Raw genomic sequence first — 15,680 nt, 5'->3', positions numbered from 1 at the left:
AGGAGAATAAATGGCTAATCGAGAGCATCTGGCTTTGCTTAATTTCGGCAAATTTAAATGGGTTGAGTGGAGAAAAAACAATCCCCAAGTCGAGTTGGATTTTGTAAGTGCTAATCTTGCTCAAATTCAACTGATTGGAGAAAATCTCAGCGGAGTTAATTTTAGTTTGGCAGATTTGAGGGGTGCTAAACTAATGCGGGCGAATCTTTCAGGAGCTAATTTGATTGGTGCTAATTTGAGTGAAGCTAATCTCAAAGGTGCTGCGATCGCAAATGCAAATCTGATCGGAACTGATTTGCAAGGGGCTAATTTGAAAGATACGGATTTTAATTTAGCAAAGTTGAGCCGAAGTAATCTTTGTTTTGCAAATCTGATGGAAGCTCATTTGAATAATGCTGACTTGAGTCAAGCAAACCTATACGAAGTGGAAGCAATGGGATCTTATTTCTATGAGGCTAATTTTTCTAAAGCTAAGTTAAATCAAGCTCATTTATTAAGTGCATATTTGTTTGGAGCAAATCTACAGGAAGCCGATCTAACCAAAGCTGATTTGAAATGGACTAACCTTAGGGGAGCAAGTTTCACAGGAGCAAATCTCCAAGAAACAAAGTTGATAGGGGCGAATCTCAAAGGAGCAAACTTTGTGGGGGCTGAGAATTTATCTGTGGAGCAAATTCAGTCCACGCGAAATTGGGAAGATGCTCAATATGATGAGGATTTCCGGGAAAGTTTAGGTTTATATCAAGGAATTAGAACATGTTAGTTGACCAATTTTACTAAAGCTTCTGATTTAAATCTAATTACACCTGAATTTGAATAGCGATAATTATCACCAAGAAATACTAGCAGTACAATAATGCTACTTGGATCGGGATTAGAGATGCGTTTTACCGTACATAGCTGTTTCTTATGTAGACAGTAATGCGATTGCCAATCTTAATATTTAAAGCTTGAATTTTCATAAAAATCGCTTAAAATTTACCAGAAAAACTCGGTTTAAAGCCCCGTCCTTATGGAACTGAGGAGTGTCAATCTAAGGATTCTAAGCAGCCATTAAAGTTATCGCTGAATATCGTCAAGATTCAGTAGAAAAGGAACCGATGTTTGATCTTCTCCTCCCATTACTAACACTTTGGGCATTTGAGAACCACCTTCTCTCCAAGCTTGAATGGCTTCTTTTTGGAGCACTAATTGACCACCTTGGGCTTTTAAAGTTTCAGCTAACAACCTTTGAGCCTCTGCTTTACCTTTTGCACGGTTGACATCAGCCTGTGCTTCTTGCTCTGCTTCTTGAGCAACGTAAATAGCTCTTTTGGCTCTCTGCTCAGCAATTTGTTTTTCTTCCACTGCTTTAGCAAATTCTGGGGAAAAATCTAAATCTACAACACTGGTATCCAGGACAAAAATTCCATACTTTTCAAGCCTTTCACTTAAAGCATCATCAAAATCTCGCTTGAGTTCATTTCTTTTAGTGATGGCTTCTTCTACTGTTCTCCTCGCAGCAGCAATTTTAAAAGATTCTTGGGTTTGGGGAGCAATAATTTTAGAAACAATATTTGCCAAAGTCCCTTGAGTCCTACGTATCTCTACAACTGACAGGGGATCGAGGCGAAAGTTAATCGCAAAACGAGCTGATAAATCTTGAAGGTCTTTAGTTGAGCTTTGTGCTGGGACTTCAAATTTTTGCACGGTCAAGTCGTAGATATCTACAACAGAAACCAAAGGCGGCTTAAAATGAATTCCCTCTAGTAAAACTCCATCTCTAGCTTTCCCTAAAATACTCATAACCCCCGCTTGACCGGGATTGAGAATAACAAAACTATTAAATCCAATCAAAAAGAGCAATACTACCAAGATGGCAGATGCTAAGAGCTTTCCACTGAAAGAAGATTGTTTATTCAAGTTTTACTTTCCAAGATATGAATTTAGAACATTATATTTTGGTTTAAAGGGAATGGGGAACAAAAAAGTTCTAAAAATTATGGCGACTGTTATAACTACTGCGAAGTAAGTAGGCGAGAAAAAAGTAAACTGTGCAAATAAATATAAAATATCTGTATTTGGCTAGTAGTAGCGCTTTAGCGCTAAAGCGCTRTTACGAACAAGTTATGATTTTTCTTACTCAGGACTTACGCAAAATGAACGTAACTACGTCATTACGTTAGCGCTTAGCGGAAGCGTACCGTAGGTATTGCGTTTCCTTTAGGAAAAGCGACAGCGACGTATATGTCCTGCGGACACGCTATAGCTGCGCTACCTTGCGGATCCGCGAACGCCAAAATCTATGAGATTGCTATCTCCTAAACGGAGACGCTACGCTAACCCTACACTGCGTTTCGGTCGCAATGACAAATCTATGTCCTACGGACACGCTGCGCTATCGTTGCGTAAGTCCTGTTACTAACGTACTTATAGTTAACTAATTATTCTAACTGCCTTGTTCTCCTCGGTTTGTGGAGTTACCGAACCAATGATACAACTATCTTTATATCCTAGAGTCTGAAGCCCATTGAGACAGCTATTTGCCTGTTCTTTAGGTACGGAAGCTAATAAACCACCGGAAGTTTGGGGATCAAATAGTAAGGGGTAATAAGGATGATTTTCTAGTTCTTGGATTTGCGAATTCTGGGATTGTAAATTCTGGGATTGTAAATTCTGGGATTGTAAATTCTGAATCTGACTAGCAGCATCTAAATTTTCCGTGTGGAGCGAACTAATAATTCCTGCAGCGATTGTTTGTTGTGCGCCAGCCAAAATTGGAATAGCATCAATTTGTAATTCTATACTTATCTGGGAAGCTTTGACCATTTCCACTAAATGTCCCAGCAAGCCAAAACCCGTGATATCGGTACAAGCAGTTGCACCATTTTCCAGAAAACAAGTAGCTGCAGCTTGATTGGACAATAACATTGATTCTATTGCCCCATCAATCCAACGACCTTTTGCTTGGTGACGCATATTTGCTGCAAATAGGGTTCCTGTTCCCACAGCTTTTGTTAAGATTAGTACTTGTCCTGGTTCCATTCCACTTTTACACAGTAACTGCTCTGAAACTCCTAAACCATTGCAAGATAAGCCAAATCCTAATTCTGCACCTCCTGTGGTATGTCCGCCAATCAATGGTGCTTGGGCTTGATTTAATACTTTAACTGCACCTGATAAAAGTTGGTACAAGGTTTCTTCAATTTTTGCAGTTGCACCGTAGGGAACTGTAGCGATCGCTAAAGCACTTTGGGGTTTTGCACCCATTGCAAAAATATCACTCAAACAGTGATTGCCAGCAATTTGTCCGAAAATATAGGGGTCGTCAATTAAACTACGAAAATAATCAATACTTTGCACCATCGCCTTTCTACTTGCTATTTGTATTACTGCAGCATCATCAGGTGCATCCAAACCAATAATAATATCGTCTCGTTTTTCTTGATAGGGCTGTTCTACTCGAATGCGATGCAAGACTTTTTCTAGAACTTTACCACCAATTTTGGAACCGCATCCCGCACAATGCATGGTGGGGTTGGAGTTCAACTTGGAAGATGGGAAAGGGTTTATTACCGATTTTTGATTTTCCATCCTCATTTCTGGAAGCTTATTGAAGCGATCCATAAATTTGCGATCAATATAATCTTTCCATCGCCACAACAATTTATGTGGTGGTAAAGTCAAAAAGCCACGTGTTGCAATCGCTCTTTCGTCTCCGGTACCGATCAAACTTAAATACTGCTGTTGTGGTTGAAACAGTTTGAGAGATTGACCTAGTAAAAAGCGTTGTAAATTTTCAAATAAAGGTCTACCTTGACGAACTGCAAAAACTCCTGCTTTGGGACGGGGATGATTTATCATTGTGGCAATATCTCCCGCTGCAAAGATTTGGGGATGAGTTAAAGATTGTAAATAATCATTGACTAAAATAAAACCTTGCTCATCAGTTTTTAGTCCTGCAGCTTTTAACCATTGGGGTGCGGAAGCTTGAGTAACCCAAAAAACGCGATCGCATTCTATTGTCAAACCAGATTCACAGATGATATTAAATTTTTCTATTTCTGTGTTTGTTACTTCCTGCTCATTTTTTTTTGTAGAAGTTTTAGTTTGTAAGTTGTGGGGTTTTACTTGACAAACATTTTCACCCAAATGTAGTTGAATACCTTTACGACGCAAAATTTTTTCCACCAGACGACGCACTGATGGGTGATGATTAGGCATTAATTCTGGACTACGCTGGAAGAGATGGATGTTTTGGAGATAGGGGATTTGCAACTGATTAAAGTAACCGTGCATCGATAGTGCTAATTCTACGCCACCTGCACCACCACCGATAATACTGATATTTGTGCTTTTTTTATTTATGTCTGTTTGGTTTGTTCTACTTTGATTTTTCTCTATTCCATCTGTATTAGATCCAACCTCTAATTCTTGACACATTTTCCACCAGTGTTCTAATAATTGCGGAACTGGCTTCGCAGGAATAGCATATTCAGTAGCTCCTGGTACAGAAATTGTGGCGGGGGTACTACCAATATCAATTGATAATACATCGAAACTCACACTTGGACGGTTCGCACATAAAATTTGCTGATTTTCCAAGTCCAAACCAATTACTCGGTCAACATATAGCTGCGCTCCTGCAAATTCAGCTAAAGGACGTAGGTCGATGTGACACTCATCGTAACTATAAAACCCTGCGATATGTCCGGGTAACATCCCCGAATATGGGGTGTAACTACTTTCTGTAATTAAGGTCAGACGTACTCCTGGTAACTTGTTCATCGCAAACATCCTCATTGCTATGACATGAGAATGTCCACCACCAATTAACACTAAGTCCTTAATTATCGGTTGTAAGTTCTGCAGCATTTAGGGAAAATCACAAATATTTTACTTGTACACCGTTATTTCCAGACTAACGAAAATAGATTTGATGGGATTTTTTCAATTAATGTCACAGATTTTGCATGAAATTTTATCTCTGAAAAACCTACAAAGTGAAGAGTCTAACCCTATTCCTGTTCCCGTAGTACGTTCAATGAATTGAGGAAAATAGTCAAAGTCGCCCTTGAAAAGGTGAATTTAGGGGGATTTCGTGATGTTTTGCTTATAAATAGCAACTTATGCTAATAATTTAGATTTTAGCGATCGCATAACTTACTTGACACAGGAATTAAGTGATACAGGTCACATTAACCCATGTTACTCAAACCCAACCATGCAAACAGTAATATTTATTACTACATTCTAAATACATCTATTTTACAATACATAGATTTACAAAACATTTTAAATCAATTAATTGCTTAATTTGATTGTAGTTTTTTATTTTAAAATATATTAATCTTAGCCAAATTATTCATAGATTTTTTATCTATATAAAACAAAATATATCTTTTAGATAAGGGTTATAAACAGCAAATTTTAATAACTAATAATTTAAGGTATTAAGTCTCAATAAAATACTGATAATATTTACTATTTTGAATATTTTATATATTTTAAATTATTTATGTATAGTTATCTATTTTTTCATATATGCATTAACAAAAGTAGATTTTATTACTAATAATAAGATGAAGTAAAACAGTTAAAAATCATTTTTTAATGCAATAAGCTTACAAAATATGGAAATGAAAGCTGATAACCATAAAATACGCTGTTTTTTGTAAAGCAGATATGATGCAATTTAGATAGATGTGAATTTAGAATGAGCAAAGTATTAAGTAGCTAAATTATGTTATACAAATTTATCTATGATGAATTGGAGGAGTTAGAAATTTTAATGAATAATCTTATTAGACAATATTTAATAATATTCATATTTTTTGCTGCTACAGGGGCTAGTCACAATATCACAATTTAAGTAAATAATTAATCTCCAAAAATTATTTGCTTACAATTACGTAGACAGATAATATAGGAACACAATATATGTGGGGTATGGTTAGTAACAAATATATTTATTCCGGAAATTAGGTCAGTAACGATTCAATTTACTGAGACAAATGTTATACTCCACACAAAGCACCTACCGTAAAAATTCTATGTCGTGAGGAATACTTTTGATATGTCTGCCCATAAGACAGACGCACTCAAAAAAAAGTTAGTAGCCATATCAGTTATATCTGCTTTCTTTTATACTCTACTCTGTCTTGCTGTTGCAGGAAATGAGGAATTATCCCACCGGGAAAAAATCGAGTATGGGATGCAAGGACTGACTACAACTGGAATTATTTTTCTTGGATTCGGTGCGATCGTGAATGTCTACTATGTAGCAAAACGGTCAGACGCAACTGAGAAAAATGCCATAGCTACTGAAAAAGCTAATGAAATTGAAATCAAAAATGTTTATCTAGCTCGAGAGCAATCCATCGCCGAACGATTAATGACAGCAATTACCCAGTTGGGTCACGAAAAAGTGGCGACGCGCACTGGTGCAATTTACATTTTAGAAAGAGTTGCTCGAGATTCTCGGAAAGAATATTGGACTGTTATGGAGATTATTTCAGCTTTTATTCGGGAAAATTCCCCTAAAAGCCAAGATTATAGCGAAAATGCTCGCAAGACAGCCAAAATTCCTACTGATATTCAAGCTGCTTTAACAGTAATTGGTAGACGAGATTTCCATAAAGACCGCAAAAACCAAAACCTGGATTTACGTAACACGGATCTGAGATGGGCTGATTTACAAGGAGCAAATTTACAAAATTTAGACTTGCGTGGGGCTAACATGCAAGGAGCAAACTTGAAAGATGCAGATCTTTGTGCTTCTAATCTGGAGTCAGTTCAGTTGTCAGGGGCGATTTTGTGTGATGCAAAATTGCGATTTTGTAATTTACTCGAAGCTAATCTATGCGGTGCAAATCTAAATCGGGCTATATTTTGTCAGGCTAACTTGCGTTCAGCTAATCTTTCTGGGGCTAGCTTACTGGAGGCGAATTTTGCAGGTGCTAATTTGTATAAGGCGAATTTGCAGCTAGCAAACCTTAAAGTAGCTAATTTTAATGGCGCAAAGTTGTTTTTAGCTAACTTACAAGGGGCAAAGATTGACAAAGCAAAGCTGCAGAAAACTGGTTTAATTGGTGCAAATTTGCAGCAAGCAAGTTTGAATGGAGCAAATCTTAATGGTGCAAATCTCAATGCTGCGAAGCTTCGATATACAGAAGTATTTTTTGCAAATTTAACTGAGGCTAGTTTGAGAGAAGCAGATTTACATGGAGCAAACTTAATGGGAGCAAACCTGAATAATGCAATTCTATGTGAAGCTAATCTGAGTGCAGCTAATTTGATCGGTGCAGATTTAAATTGCACGAATCTCGATCAAGTCAGACTTGATGGGACAATTTTGGAAGGGGCAAAAAATTTAACATCACAACAAGTCAAAGTTGCTAATGGTGGGGTTTAAATCCCAATAAACCATGGCGCATCTACCATACCTCAGTTGTCAGTTATCAGTTAATGCGCTGTCGCGCACGCTATAGCTGCGCTACCTACGGATCCGCTAACAGTTATTAGTTATATAGCCTTGCGTATTCAAGTTGGGATATTGATGAATCCTGAAGCCTATAAATGATATACTTTTTACCTTTGTCGTACTTACGCTCCACAATACCTATAGCTAGAGGCTATAACTACTTTACCTGCGGTGATGCCGACGCCACCATAAAAGCTCTAGCTGCGCTAAGCACTAAGGTAATGAGTGCGTAAATTCTAACAACTTCAGGTCTTTTGAATTGTAATCAATACAAAATATAGTAGGGAAAAGGTCGATATCAACACGAGAGGAAGCTTTAGTTCTTTTGCTTTACCCTGAAAAGCTTTAATTAAAGGATAGAAAATAAAGCCTACGGCTAGTCCATCTGCAAGTGAAAAGGTGATTGGCATCATCAGAATTACTAAAAATGCCGAAATCGCATCTGCTTGAGCATCCCAATTAATGGCTCGTACGCTTTTCCCAAACATTAATACACCTACCAAAATCAGTACAGGTGCGATCGCAAAGCTAGGGACAGCTGAAAGCAGAGGAATAAACAAAATCGAAAGTAACATCAGTACAGCTACAACTAGGGAAGAGAATCCACTCCGCCCTCCTTCAGATATTCCCGCAGCAGACTCTAGATAGGGTGCAACTGGAGAAATTCCTACTAGTGAGCCAATGATTGTACCAACTGCGAGTGCAAATATTGTTCTACCAGAACGAGGTAATTCCCCGTCTCCCTCGGTAATCCCTGCCTGTTGTCCTAATCCCACCATTGCCCCAATACTGTCAAATAAAGTGACAAATAATAGGATAAATATTGCGGCAATAAAATTTCCAATCTGCTTTGGTGTGAAATACTTGAATCCAGTGAGTGCCTGACAAAATAAATCCACTGGCCAATTAGGCAAAGCGATTATTCCCTGCGGCCATCGAGCAACCCCAAGAATCCATCCCAGCAAGGCTGTTAATAGAACTCCCCATAGCATTCCTCCCTTAATGCGGCGCACCGTCAGAGCTATTGTCAGTATGACTCCAAATATTGCCGTCAGTGTAACCGGGTGTTTCAAAGATCCTAAAGCTGTTTTCGTTGCTTCACTCGAAACGATCAGTCCCGCTCCTAATATAGGTGGTTCTGGATTACCAGATACCGCAATATAGGCAATAAATAGACCAATTCCAGCCACAGTTGCATGTTTGAGAGAAACAGGAATTGCTTCAATTAAATAGTTTCGAAAGTTACTCAAACTTAAAACAATTAATAGTAATCCCTGGATGAAAACGGCTAATAAAGCTAGACGCCAGTCCAGCCTTAAATCTAAGACTATAGAAAAAGCAAATAGAGAATTAAGGCCCATACCAGGAGCTAGTGCAAATGGATAGTTTGCCAAACAACCGACAAAAATAGTAGAAATGCATGAAACAATTGCTGTAGCAAACACTAGTTGTTCAAACAAATCACCAGGTTGAGATAAAAAGATGGCATGGGATAGAATATTAGGCGTAACGACTAGGGTATATGCTAGCGTTATAAACGTTGTTATACCAGCCAATATTTCTGTTGGGTAATTTGTTCCTAAATCTTCAAATTTAAAAAAGATTTTAATGTTTCTAACTTGAAATCTTAGGTAATTAAAATTTTTCATTATCCTGAAATAATTGGTGACAAATTAAGTTGGTACACTATTTGTCAAGAAGTGATAATGCTTAATATTTTCCTTTATTTATATATTCACTAAATACAATTATCGGCATATATTATACGAATTGCTTAAGTGTAAATACTATATTTACAGTGTCGGAGTAGAAAGCCCACTCCTTATAGGATCCAGAATGTTATGACTAACGTCACGCTGTAGCTAGAGCCTGCGGCGACGGCAGYTCGGAACGTGACGTTAGTCATAGCCTCTAGCTGCGCTACCTATAGCTGCGCTACCTACGGATCGGATCGATCCGGAGCCGCTACCTACGGATCCGCTAAGGGAGGAGTACAAGCTTTGAGTGCATCTACGATGAACGTATCCATTCATAAAACCTTCTTCCCTCTTCCTTCTTCCTTCCCTGTGACTTGCACATAGCGCTGTACAAATCTAAAACATACAAAAAATACTTTGTAGAGACGTACCATAGTACCCCTCTACAGATTCTAGAAAATAAATGAGGCAACAAAAAAGACGGTGAGGATATATCTGCTTTAACTTTAAGCTTTATTTTGAGTTTAATTTATCCTGCAAACTCAACCATCAATTCTTTTAGATCGCAGAAAGTCTGCCTTAATAATTCAATATATTCTCCTGTCTGCTGATATTTGCTGACAACATTTACAATAATGCTTTCCGGATTAATAATGTAACCCAAACCGTAACCATTATCTACTACCTGACCAAAACAAAATAAATCTATACCCATACCTGCAGCTAAACTACTGGTACAAATTACTGATTCAATCAATACTGTATAAGCTTTATCTTGGAATAATTTTGGTGTTATTCCTTGAGCGCGTGCTAATCGTAAAAGTGCGGCAAAATGACGATCTACACCGTATCCTTGCTGACAATCTTTCTGGCGAGAGACATGGGCGTTAACAGCATTTTTTAGGGCTGTATATTTTGCTTTTCCAGAATCACCCTCAATAAAAGTACGAATCAGTTCCATAGATTCGGGGGTAACGGAACGCATTGCTTCAGTGCGTCCATAATGGAATCGTCGAGTATGTACGGATTCATAAACACAAGCAATTTTATTGTGCAGGCGAAAATAAGCAATTTGCATTGCTAATTGCACCACACCATCTGGACTCAGACGATTATTTTTAATAAAGTTGCGCCCAAAATCCTGGAAATCCAATACTTTGGTCTCATGTTGAGCAACGAAATCTTTAATTTCTGTTGTAGTTTGATTAATTTCTCCAAGAAGTTCTGGATTCAATTCCCACAGTAATTTTGTGGGTACTTCGAATGGAGTAGAAGCATCACCATCATTATTAGCTTCTCCCTTATTTTCCTTACGTTCCTTATTTACCTCATACAAATAACGCAGAATAACAAAACCATCAATCCCAACGTGCTCGACATTGAGTCCAGAATAACCATTTTCCGTAAAAATTAACTGTAAAGGTTTATCGAACCAACGGTTACATCCGTCCCCATGCAACATATTTTGGGAAGCTGTTTCCCAATCTGTTGGTGCAGTATCATCTAAACAGATTACAAATAAAGCACTATCCAGTAATCCCAAAGATTGGGCATTTTTGTCTGCAGAAGCTGCAATACCTTGACGGACAACAGCCCAAGGGGTTCTGTTCATTGCTGTCATCCCACCGATCGCAGGTTCTCCTGGTTTGGTATTTTCGAGAATCCAGTTAAGTTGAGCTTCTATTTCCGCGACGCTTTTGATTTTATCTCCTTCTAGTGGTTGTATGGAATAAAATGCATTGTGACGCATCACCACCACATTTTCCCGTTCTGGACTGTGAAGCATGCGATCGCGTTTTACACCAGGAATTCGATCCCAAGCAAACAAATTATCATACTGAATCATGCACATTGGCTGATTACCGTTGCGCGGAGAATCCCTATCTACTTCCAATTCGCGGTGTTTAATTTTTAAATAAAATTTCAGAGTATCAACGATCCAAGTTGCAGCTAAACGAGCTTGGGGTAATTCTGGCTTGGAAACCGGTGTCAGTACACCACCAAAATTCTTGTTAATCATTAGAGGTCCGCGATATTCCGCAAAACTTTCTTCTCGGTAATCGTGAACGTAACTAGTATCGGTAGAACGGGCGATGATTTCTAGTTGTTTTTGTAATTTTTGACCGCTTCCCTGTTGAAATTCTTCCACAGCTTTGCGAGTTTGCTCCAATTCTTGCTCGCTTAAAAGTGGCGCAACTATCTCAAGATAGAGTTTACATGTCGCATCTAGTGTAGGTAAAGGAAGTTTGGGAAGGGAATCTTGGAATTGGTACATTATCAACGGTTAAACAGTACCTTCAAACATTAGCAATATTTTTTCCATAATTTCTAGTACTAAAAAATCTTTCACTATCCGGTGATTTTATGATTTCTGTCTGCTATGATTATCGTTGCTTTATGGACTAGCAAATAGTCATTGTGGGCAATCCAGTAAAATGTCAAAATAGTAGAGCTTTAATGATTAGCAATAAAGTCACCTTCCCTCCACTAAAGATTGAAGAAATCATTAATTTTTCCGACTATCCCATTACAGATTTATCTCAGAAAAAGTCTATAGATTTAATCAATAATTGTCGCCAACAGTTACAAGAACAAGGATGTTGTATCCTAAGTAACTTTTTAACTACTCAAGGGTTATTTAATGCTCAAGAAGAATCAAAAAAATTAGCCCCTGCTGCCTATTATGCAAAACGACGTACCAATGCATTTAAAACAGATGACAACCCTTCTTTACCATTAGACCACCCAGTAAGGTTTTTCATGGAAAGAACAAATGCTTTTGTTCCTCAGAATAAATTTGCGCCAGATTCTTTATTTTTAAATCTGTATCATGCAAAGATTTTTCAACAATTTATTGCTACTTGTTTGAAAACAAAAGTAATTTATGAATACGATGACCCATTAGCAGGAATGGTCCTCAATATTTTACCTCCAGGTTGTCAGCACCCGTGGCATTACGATGAAAATGATTTCAGTATTGTTTTAATGATACAACCAGCTTTAGATGGTGGAATTTTTGAGTATGCACGCAATATTAGAACGCCTAACAATGAGAATTTTCCCTTGGTTAGTAAAGTATTAAGTGAAACTTATGAAGGGACAAAAAAAGTTAATTTACAACCAGGTGACTTACAAATATTTTATGGTAAGTCTTCGTTACATCGCGTAACTAAAACTATTGGCGATCGCCAACGTCATACAGCTATATTTTCTTATACTAGAAAAAATAATGTAATTGGAAAAATTACAGATACAAAATTACTATTTGGTCAAACAACTTCAGAGCATGAGCAAAAATAATATTTAGAAATTATCTATAATTTAAAGAGATAGTAGACAGGAGAAATAAAAATTATAATAATCGAATTATAATGATCGCAAATATGGAAACAGTTGACCCTATATTATGCGACATTCTCCTGTTATCTATTTCCTAAATGAGGGAAGTTATTATATCGAGTGAAGTAATTAGATTGACTATTTATTTTGTTAATTGTTTGCATAGACTAAGCAAATTTAATTTAGAATAAAAATGAATATTAAGTCATTTATTTTCAAAATAATTTCTTATATCCTAGCTTTTATCTTAATACCCTTAATAATAGGTTTTTCAGGGCTCTTAATTTCATTTTCTGATTTGATGCATGGAAATCCGGAATACTTTCCACTTGATGGGATTAACTCTCCGGACTACGACCCAAATAAGCAAACTGCTGTTATCTTAGTCTCCAATGGAGGTACAGAAACAACAGATTTACTAGTACCATATGAAATATTTTCAGCTTCTAATAAATTTAATGTTTATACTGTAGCACCAAAACATCAAATATCTGCCTTAACTAATGGTGGTGGAATAGATATTATTCCTGATTTTTCTTTGGCGGAGTTTGAGAAAACTATAGGACAGAATCCTGACTTAATTGTTATCCCTGCAGTTCATAATTCACAAGATGCAGAATTAATTAAATGGATTAATCAGCATAATGATGAAAAAACTACTATTCTTTCAATCTGTGAAGGAGTGCGCCTTTTAGCTGCTACTGGATTACTAGAAAATCGCCAAGCTACAACCCATTGGTTAGCGTTAGGCTCTTTGAAAAAACAGTATCCCAATACTAACTGGGTTAAAGATGTTAAATATTTAGAAGATGGGAATGTTGTTACTAGTCCTGGAGTAATTACAGGAGCAATTAATGGTTCCCTACATACCTTAGAAAAACTATCCGGAAAAGATGTTGCAAGGGAAGTTGCTCAAAATTTAAATTACCCATTTCCAGATTCAGCAACATTTGAGTCACCCAGTCTTAAATTCAAGGATATTGCTTTATTATTAACTGGTGCTTATGGATGGCATAAACAAAATATCGGAGTTTTTCTTGATGATGGTATTGGTGAGATTGACCTGACTGCTGTTTTAGATACCTATCCTCGTTCTCTTGCTGCTAGAACTATACCAATTACATCCGAAAGAAAGATAATTAATTCTCAGTATGGACTCAAATTAGTTCCTCGTTTTGATTTTACTACTGCAGCTAGGTTAGATCGCATTCTAGTATTAGATAACCAATCTGATTTAGATTTGGAAACCCATTTGAATCTAGAAAGCCATTTGAAGTTAGAAAATTGGGCTAAAAATACATATAATTTGGAATCGGAGTATTTGAGTGATTTCTCAAAAGATTCTAGTAAATTTGTCTTCGATAATGTTTTACAAGATTTAGCCCAACAGGAAAACAAACTTTTGGCTGAGATTGTCGCTAAAACTGTGGAATACCCGTTGGATTCTATCAACCTTGAAGGTAAAAATTTTCCTATCTCATTAATTCTAATAAAACCGTTATCAATTGGCTTGCTTAGTTTAGCTGTAATTTGGGCTATATCTCGATTCAGAAGACAAACAACGGTAATGGGTGAGTGAATTGGTAATTGGTAATTGGTAATTGGTAATTGGTAATTGGTAATTGGTAATTGGTAATTGGTAATTGGTAATTGGTAATATCATGTCCGCTTAATTACTTATGAAAAAATATGTTTGTAGTAGCGCTTTAGCGCCATAGTAAAGATATTGGTGCTCAAGCGCTACTACGAACCTTATCGTAAGTGTTTTACCGGACATGATATTACTGGTAATAGTTGATCGTACATAAAAAAGAACGTAGAGATGTAATGTAGTTCATCTCTACGCATTTATGCATATCATTGATTTTTATGATGTAAGCTGACTCGAGCACAGTAAGTCTCAGCAATCCTCCATCACCGATGCCATTACTTGAGATAGTATTTGTAATGCCCGATCTACATCTGCCTCTGTAACAATCAAAGGTGGTACAAATCTAACTACTTTGCTTCCTGCTGGTACCAATAATAAACCTTCCTCCATTGCAGCTTTCACAATATCAATCGCATTCAAGGTAATATCCGGAGATAGTTCCATCCCATTAATTAAACCCCAACCCCGTACATCGATAATTTGTTGGGGATATTTGGCTGCGATCGCTTGTAAACCACTGCGTAATTGTTCGCCCCTAGCAGTAACATTTGATAATAGATTTTCTCGTTCAATTGTTTGACAAACCGCCATTGCAACCCCACAAACAAATGGGTTACCACCAAAGGTACTAGCATGCTCTCCCGGTTGGAGTACATCGCAAAACTTTTTACTCATCATTGCACCGATGGGAATCCCCCCACCCAAACCTTTAGCGCTGGTAAACACATCCGGTTCCACGCCGAGATTTTCATAACCCCAGAGTTTACCGGTACGTCCCATACCTACTTGAACTTCATCAAAAATTAGTAGAATTCCAATCTCATCACAAATTTGTCTTACCCTTTGGAAATATGCTCGGTTTCCTGGATTAACTCCCCCCTCACCCTGTAATGGTTCTAACATAATTGCACCAACTCGATAATCCCCTTCATCAAGTTCGCCAATTGCTGCTTCCAAAGCCTCAATATCGTTATAAGGTATGTAGTGGAATCCAGGTACTAAAGGATTAAAATTTTTCTGATATTTAGGTTGTCCTGTGGCTGTGATTGTGGCTAAAGTACGTCCGTGAAAACTTGCATTAGCAGTAAGAATTATTGGTTTTTCAATTTCTAATACTGTATGGGAGTACTTTCTAGCCAATTTTATTGCAGCTTCGTTTGCTTCAGCCCCAGAATTACAAAAGAATGCTCGGTCAGCACAGGAATGTTCTACTAACCAACGTGCCAGTTCTCCTTGTTCCGGAATGTAGTATAAATTGGAGACGTGATGAAGCTTTTGAATTTGCTTTGTGACCGCAGTAATTAAAGATGGGTGAGCATGTCCTAAAGTACAGGTTGCAATTCCAGCAACAAAATCAAGATATTCTTTCCCTTGGGTGTCCCAAACTTGGGAACCACTACCCCGCTCTAAAGCAATGGGAAAACGCCCATAGGTTGACATTACATTTTGGTCGAAGCTATCTTTATCAAACGTGGAAGCTGAATTTATTTGAGTTTGTTCTGGCAGAGTTTCAATACTCACAGCCTGACTC

9 protein-coding genes are annotated in these 15,680 nt (G+C 37.4%); 4 read left to right on the top strand and 5 right to left on the bottom strand.

The annotated features are described in order from the left end of the window. Positions 1-10 precede the first annotated feature (10 nt). Entirely contained in the window at positions 11-763 is a 753-nt protein-coding gene (locus tag BC008_RS23750; RefSeq protein ID WP_058183926.1) for a pentapeptide repeat-containing protein, read from the top strand. Positions 764-1,059: 296 nt separating this feature from the next. Here BC008_RS23750 and BC008_RS23745 read toward each other — a convergent pair whose 3' ends face one another. Further along, positions 1,060-1,857, bottom strand: a complete 798-nt coding sequence (locus BC008_RS23745) for a prohibitin family protein (RefSeq protein WP_268768244.1) — start codon at positions 1,855-1,857, stop codon at positions 1,060-1,062. Between the two features lie 558 nt (positions 1,858-2,415). After that, complete coding sequence (gene selD, locus BC008_RS23740) at positions 2,416-4,854, bottom strand: selenide, water dikinase SelD (RefSeq protein ID WP_027845247.1); 2,439 nt, start codon at positions 4,852-4,854, stop codon at positions 2,416-2,418. A gap of 1,201 nt (positions 4,855-6,055) precedes the next feature. Here selD and BC008_RS23735 point away from each other — a divergent pair. Further along, complete coding sequence (locus tag BC008_RS23735) at positions 6,056-7,393, top strand: pentapeptide repeat-containing protein (protein ID WP_036267121.1); 1,338 nt, start codon at positions 6,056-6,058, stop codon at positions 7,391-7,393. 314 nt (positions 7,394-7,707) lie between these two features. Here BC008_RS23735 and BC008_RS23730 read toward each other — a convergent pair whose 3' ends face one another. Both BC008_RS23730 and BC008_RS23725 read right to left on the bottom strand, forming a co-directional pair. Continuing rightward, on the bottom strand, positions 7,708-9,111 hold the full coding sequence (locus BC008_RS23730) for an NCS2 family permease (protein ID WP_058183924.1): 1,404 nt from the start codon (positions 9,109-9,111) through the stop codon (positions 7,708-7,710). A gap of 577 nt (positions 9,112-9,688) precedes the next feature. Next, a complete protein-coding gene (locus tag BC008_RS23725; RefSeq protein WP_027845245.1) occupies positions 9,689-11,434 on the bottom strand; it encodes a choline/carnitine O-acyltransferase in 1,746 nt (581 codons plus the stop codon). Between the two features lie 182 nt (positions 11,435-11,616). Here BC008_RS23725 and BC008_RS23720 point away from each other — a divergent pair, with 182 nt between their 5' ends. Both BC008_RS23720 and BC008_RS23715 read left to right on the top strand, forming a co-directional pair. Next, positions 11,617-12,459 (top strand): HalD/BesD family halogenase, encoded by an 843-nt coding sequence (locus BC008_RS23720; RefSeq protein WP_058183935.1) that lies wholly within the window; start codon positions 11,617-11,619, stop codon positions 12,457-12,459. A 340-nt stretch (positions 12,460-12,799) separates the two neighbouring features. Then, the gene (locus BC008_RS23715) at positions 12,800-14,077 is read left to right on the top strand and encodes a DJ-1/PfpI family protein (protein ID WP_036267114.1); all 1,278 of its coding nucleotides are present in this window, start codon (positions 12,800-12,802) and stop codon (positions 14,075-14,077) included. Positions 14,078-14,398: 321 nt separating this feature from the next. Here the strand turns inward: BC008_RS23715 and BC008_RS23710 are convergent, their stop codons facing one another. Further along, positions 14,399-15,670 (bottom strand): aspartate aminotransferase family protein, encoded by a 1,272-nt coding sequence (locus tag BC008_RS23710; protein ID WP_027846845.1) that lies wholly within the window; start codon positions 15,668-15,670, stop codon positions 14,399-14,401. Positions 15,671-15,680: the final 10 nt, after the last annotated feature.

The sequence above is a fragment of the Mastigocoleus testarum BC008 genome (assembly GCF_001456025.1).
In the GTDB taxonomy this organism is placed as follows: Bacteria; Cyanobacteriota; Cyanobacteriia; order Cyanobacteriales; family Nostocaceae; genus Mastigocoleus; species Mastigocoleus testarum.
This window is presented reverse-complemented; position numbering and strand designations above follow the sequence as displayed.